Consider the following 6,000-nt stretch of genomic DNA (forward strand, 5'->3'; position numbering starts at 1 on the left):
TCAATTTAATACAATCAAAAGGGAGTGTTTAATTCATTTTATCCTTTTGTAATTCAATGCAAAGTGTATTTTTGTACTAACTAAATCACTTTCCAATGACAAAAAATACCATAACTGCATTATTTCTATTATTCAGTTTCTTTTCTCAAAGTCAAACTTTAAAATTAGAAGACATCATGAAGGGTGATGGTTATATAGGGGAACAACCTTTTAACGGCCGATGGTCTCTTGATAATAAGAAAGTCTTTTTTGAATGGAATCCAAAAAGTGATCTCGGGCCGAGCACTTATTTTTGGCAAGCAGGAATGCAGACTCCGCAATTAGCTTCTCCACAAGAAGCTGCCCTATCAAAATCTGATTTTAAAGTAAAGCCTAATAGTAATATTGCCTATTATTTATACAAAGGTGCTTTATACTCTTACAATATTCAAAGTAACACCTCTAAAAAATTATTGCAACAATCAGATGCAATTACTGATTTGCAATTGGGTTTTGAATCTGGAGTCTTATATTTAATTCAAAAGGACAATCTATTAAAATTTGATTCATCAAAGGGGACTTTAGTACAAATGACAAATTTTGTTACCGGAAGTAAGAAGGATAAAAAAGAGGACAAAGAAGCATTTTTAAAGACGCAACAAAAAGAATTATTTCAATATGTAAGAGACCAGGAAGCAAAAGACAAATGGAGGAAAGCAAAAGCCGAAAGCACCAAGTCAGATTTTCCAGAGCAATATTTTTATGGTGACGACGCATTTGAAAGTTTAAAAAGTAATCCAACAGGAACTTATGCTACCTTTAGATTGTCTCAAATCATAGACAATAAAAACGAAATAATGGAGAAATTCATTACTAATGATGGCTATAATAAATCTGTGGATACTAAGGAAAAGGTATCAACGGCTAATTTAAATAAATCGAAATTCGGAATTTACAATGTTGTGAAAGACACGATTTACTATATGAATTTTAGTTCGCTAAGCCATATTCAAGACCAGCCAACGTATTATAAAGAATACGATAATTTAAAAGATAAGGTAAAAGAAGATCGATTAGTATTTGTTCAAAAACCAACTTATAATGAAGATGGTAGTCTTGCAGTTACTGAAATTAGAAGTCTTGACAATAAGGACCGCTGGATAGTAAAACTTGACTTGAAAAACAACTCTTTCAAAGAATTAGATTATCAACATGATGAGGCTTGGATAGGCGGACCTGGAATTCCGTCTTATGCTTACAGCCAAGGAACTTTAGACTTTTTGGGCGATAATGAAACTATCTACTTTCAGTCAGAAGCAACGGGATATTCTCATTTGTATACGTATAATTTAAAGAGCAATAAGAAAACGGCACTTACTTCTGGCAACTGGGAAGTAAGAGATGTCACGTTATCAAAGGATAAAAAGAATTTTTATTTAAACACAAATAAAACACATCCTGGAAACAGATCATTTTATAAATTATCAGCTCTAGGAGGGGATTTATCTCCAATACTAACAAACGGTGGTGCTCATGAAGTAACCCTGTCGCCAGACGAAAAGAATTTGCTTGTTCGTTATTCTTTCAAAAATAAACCATGGGAGTTTTTTATCGCTCCTAATAAAAAAGAGACCTCTTTAAAACAAATCACACACTCTACAACTCCAGCATTTGAATCGTATTCTTGGAGAACTCCTGATGTGGTGACTTTTAAAGCAGAAGATGGCGCAAATGTAAATGCACGTGTTTACAAACCAGAGTCAGCAAAATCTAATGGTGCAGCAATTATATTTGTTCACGGTGCTGGTTATTTACAAAATGCTCATAATTATTGGAGTAGTTACCATAGAGAGTATATGTTCCATAATTTGTTAACTGATTTAGGATATACCATTATGGATATTGACTACAGAGGAAGTGATGGTTACGGACGCGATTTTAGAACAGGCATATACAGATTTATGGGAGGCAAAGATTTGAGTGACCAAATTGATGGTAAAAAATATCTAGTTGACAATTTGGGTATTGACTCTGCAAGGGTAGGAATGTACGGTGGTTCTTATGGTGGGTTCATGACTTTGATGGCTTTGCTTACAAAACCTGATGAGTTTAAATCAGGAGCTGCCATACGTTCAGTGACTGATTGGGCACATTACAATCATGGATATACAGGGAATATCTTGAATTTCCCAGAAACAGATCCTTTAGCTTACAAGAAAAGCTCTCCTATTTATTATGCGAATAATTTAAAAGGAGAATTGTTGATGTTGCACGGTATGGTGGATGATAATGTAGAGTACAAGGATATCATTCGTTTATCACAGCGTTTTATCGAATTAGGAAAGAAAAATTGGAATTTAGCTTCCTACCCCGTGGAAGCTCATGGGTTCACAGAAACCTATTCATGGGTAGATGAATATGGTAGAATTCTTAATTTATTCAACAATACATTACTAAAAAAAGAACAATAAAAAAGAACAGGGGTACGCAATAATGCAGTCGCTATATTGTGTATTACTGGGAAACAAACTACTTTTGCAAAAACACAACACAACTAAAAAACATGAACACTATAACAACGACAAATTTTGACTTTCCAAATCAAAAATCTGTTTACCACGGTAAGGTAAGAGAAGTTTACAATATTAATGATGAACTACTTGTTATGGTGGCCACTGATAGGCTATCAGCATTTGATGTGGTGTTACCAAAAGGGATTCCATATAAAGGACAAATCCTAAATCAAATAGCAACAAAATTCATGGAACTTACAGAAGATATTGTTCCTAACTGGTTAATAGCTACTCCTGATCCTAGCGTTGCAGTAGGGCATTTATGTACGCCTTTTAAAGTCGAAATGGTAATACGTGGTTATGTTTCTGGTCATGCCGCGCGTGAGTATGCTCTTGGTAAAAGACAAATTTGCGGTGTAACAATGGCAGAAGGATTAAAAGAAAATGATAAATTCCCAGAACCAATAATTACTCCTACTACAAAAGCGGATAATGGTGAACACGATGAAGATATTTCGCGTGAAGCTATTTTAGAAAAAGGAATTGTAAGTGAAGCCGATTATTTAATTCTTGAAAAATATACAAGAGCATTGTTTCAAAGAGGAACTGAAATAGCGGCAAGTCGTGGTTTAATTTTAGTAGATACAAAATACGAATTTGGTAAAACTAAAGATGGTGTTATCGTATTAATTGATGAGATACATACTCCTGATTCTTCTCGCTATTTTTACTCAGAAGGATATCAAGAAAGACAAGACAATGGCGAAGAGCAAAAACAATTATCTAAGGAGTTTGTACGTCGATGGTTAATCGAAAATGGTTTTCAAGGAAAAGAAGGACAGCAAATTCCTGAAATGGACGAAGCATATATTACTTCTGTTTCTGAAAGATACATTGAGTTATACGAGAAAATATTGGGTGAGAAGTTTGTAAAAGCTGATATCTCAGATATAGATAGTCGTATAGAGAAAAATGTTTTGAGTTATTTAAAAAATGAGTAGTCTCGTTTTATGATAAAAAAGAAACCGCAATTCAGTTATGAGTTGCGGTTTCTTTTTTTTAGCCCTGATAGCAGCGGCATCTTTCTATAAAAATTATCAGGCTTTTTAGCCGTAAAATTTTTTTAGAAAATACAGCGAATAGCAGGAATAGCTCCTTCTATTATTTAAAATAAGAAAAAGTATCGTTGTTTTCTAATTTTAATAATGTTTCATAAATTAATTTAATCACATTTTCAACATCATCACGGTGTACCATTTCTACGGTAGTGTGCATGTAACGCAATGGTAAAGAAATCAAAGCTGAAGCCACACCACCGTTACTGTAAGCAAAAGCATCAGTATCCGTTCCGGTAACTCTTGAAGAAGCCAAACGTTGAAAAGGAATTTTCTTCTCTTCGGCTGTAGATAAGATTAATTCTCTCAAATTATTTTGAACTGCAGGTGCATAAGTAACAACAGGTCCTTTACCAATTTGAGTTTCACCTTCGATCTTTTTATCAATCATAGGTGTTGTAGAATCGTGACATACATCAGTTACAATAGCTACATTAGGCTTGATCGTTTGTGTAATCATTTCAGCTCCACGCAAACCAACTTCTTCTTGAACAGAATTTGTAATGTACAAACCAAAAGGTAATTTTACTTTATTCTCGTGTAGTAAACGGGCAACTTCGGCGATCATAAATCCACCCATCCTATTATCGATGGCACGGCAAACAAATTTGTTGTCATTTAAAACCATGAATTCGTCAGGATACGTAATCACGCAACCTACATGTACTCCTAATTTTTCTACTTGTGCTTTAGTTTCGCAACCTAAGTCTATAAAAATATTACTTATAGATGGTGCTTCTTCTTTATCTCGGTTACGTGTATGGATTGCTGGCCAACCAAAAACGCCTTTTACAATTCCGTTCTTAGTGTGAATATTTACTCTTTTTGAAGGTGCGATTTGGTGATCTGATCCACCATTTCTAATAACATAAACAAGACCTTCGTCAGTAATGTAATTTACATACCATGAAATTTCATCTGCATGTCCTTCGATAACCACTTTGTATTTTGCATCAGGATTAATAACACCTACTGCTGTTCCATATGTATCTGTGATGAAAGTATCAACGTAAGGTTGCATGTAATTCATCCATATTTTTTGTCCTTCAGCTTCAAAACCTGTTGGTGAAGCATTGTTGAGGTATTTTTCTAAAAATGTAATCGATGATTCGTTCAATATTGATTTTGTGCTCATAATAATTATTTTTTGCTAAATTATAAATTTGGCATCACAGTTGCACATATTATATATAATTTTACATTTAAATTATGCCTTATGAAGTCTGTTATTCTACTAGTATTTTTATTTCTTTCTATTGCAAACTACGGTCAAGTCATTCCTGTAGATCCAGATCGTCCAACAATTGAAATCGATGAAGACTATAATTTTGATAAGGATACTATTGTACTAGAGGAGATTCAAATTTCTAAAGAAAAATTAGATCCCGAAGCTCGCAAGCAATTTTTGATATTGCAAAACAGAGTGCTTAGAGTATACCCTTATGCAAAACTCGCAGCAGATCGCTTGGTTCTTCTCAACAAGGGGATGGCAAGATTGTCAACTAATAAAGAAAAGAAAAAGTATTTTAAAATCGTAGAGGATTATCTTAATGATGAGTTTGAAGCAAAATTAAAAAAGTTGTCTAAAAGTCAGGGAAGGATTTTAGTAAAGTTAATCCACAGGCAAACAGGTAGTACAACTTATGAATTGGTTAAAACTTTAAAAAATGGTTGGAAAGCCTTTTGGTCTAATACGGCAGCTGCTGCTTTCAACATTGATTTAAAATCAGAATATCGCCCTTATGAAGTTAATGAAGATTATTTAATCGAAAGCATTCTCCAAAGAGCTTTTGAAAGTAGGCGATTGCCAAATCAGCCTCCTGCTAATCCTGTAGACATTGAAAAGCTAAACGATTTCTGGGAAAGCAAAGCTAAAGAGCTTAAAGCACAACAATAAGATGTACCTATATATAGAAGAAAAGTATCGGATGTTTTTTCAGTAACTTGATTTAGGAGCTATTTCCTGCTATCCGCTACAATCTTTAATATGTACTCGATTACCATCGAGTACATATTAAAGGATTTCCACTGCTATCAGGGCTAGGGTCGGGCGTTGACAAGTATATTATGCTTTTCCATTAATATTTTGTCAACACTTGTAAGATTAGAACGAGATTAAGAAGTGTTTGATTTATTAAGTCATATAGTGAGTGCAATTGAATCTTTAATTTGCTCAATTAGGTAGAGACTTTACCTCTTAACCTCTCGATTAATCCTACAAACCGCAAAACAACTCCTTTTGAACTAATCTCAAATAATACATTTTCAATAAGTTAAACAGTGTTTTAAAAATAAAGTAAACAAAAGCGGTTTTGGTGTATTGTTTATCGGTTTAAACTACCTACTTTTGCACCCGCAACAGCGAATAAGTTCTTTACATGATGGCAAGCAAA

Annotated in this window: 4 protein-coding genes; 3 read left to right on the forward strand and 1 reads right to left on the reverse strand. The window is 33.8% G+C overall.

Features of this window, described 5'->3' with window-relative positions:
* Window positions 1-95: 95 nt before the first annotated feature.
* Both H603_RS0112290 and H603_RS0112295 read left to right on the forward strand, forming a co-directional pair.
* Window positions 96-2,450 carry a S9 family peptidase gene (locus H603_RS0112290; RefSeq protein WP_026708895.1) on the forward strand — a complete coding sequence of 785 codons (2,355 nt, stop codon included), beginning with the start codon at window positions 96-98 and terminating at the stop codon, window positions 2,448-2,450.
* 92 nt (window positions 2,451-2,542) lie between these two features.
* The gene (locus tag H603_RS0112295) at window positions 2,543-3,493 is read left to right on the forward strand and encodes a phosphoribosylaminoimidazolesuccinocarboxamide synthase (protein ID WP_026708896.1); all 951 of its coding nucleotides are present in this window, start codon (window positions 2,543-2,545) and stop codon (window positions 3,491-3,493) included.
* Window positions 3,494-3,653: 160 nt separating this feature from the next.
* Here the strand turns inward: H603_RS0112295 and H603_RS0112300 are convergent, their stop codons facing one another.
* Window positions 3,654-4,742 carry a M42 family metallopeptidase gene (locus tag H603_RS0112300; RefSeq protein ID WP_026708897.1) on the reverse strand — a complete coding sequence of 363 codons (1,089 nt, stop codon included), beginning with the start codon at window positions 4,740-4,742 and terminating at the stop codon, window positions 3,654-3,656.
* A gap of 81 nt (window positions 4,743-4,823) precedes the next feature.
* Here H603_RS0112300 and H603_RS0112305 point away from each other — a divergent pair, with 81 nt between their 5' ends.
* Window positions 4,824-5,504 (forward strand): DUF4294 domain-containing protein, encoded by a 681-nt coding sequence (locus H603_RS0112305; protein ID WP_035675983.1) that lies wholly within the window; start codon window positions 4,824-4,826, stop codon window positions 5,502-5,504.
* The last annotated feature ends 496 nt before the right edge of the window (window positions 5,505-6,000 follow it).

It is taken from the genome of Flavobacterium frigidarium DSM 17623 (genome assembly GCF_000425505.1).
Classification (GTDB): Bacteria; Bacteroidota; Bacteroidia; order Flavobacteriales; family Flavobacteriaceae; genus Flavobacterium; species Flavobacterium frigidarium.

Coding starts and splice junctions, on each gene's coding strand:
- H603_RS0112305 (WP_035675983.1), top strand. CDS start 4,824: ATGAAGTCTGTTATTCTACTAGTATTTTTATTTCTTTCTATTGCAAAC.
- H603_RS0112295 (WP_026708896.1), top strand. CDS start 2,543: ATGAACACTATAACAACGACAAATTTTGACTTTCCAAATCAAAAATCT.
- H603_RS0112290 (WP_026708895.1), top strand. CDS start 96: ATGACAAAAAATACCATAACTGCATTATTTCTATTATTCAGTTTCTTT.
- H603_RS0112300 (WP_026708897.1), bottom strand. CDS start 4,742: ATGAGCACAAAATCAATATTGAACGAATCATCGATTACATTTTTAGAA.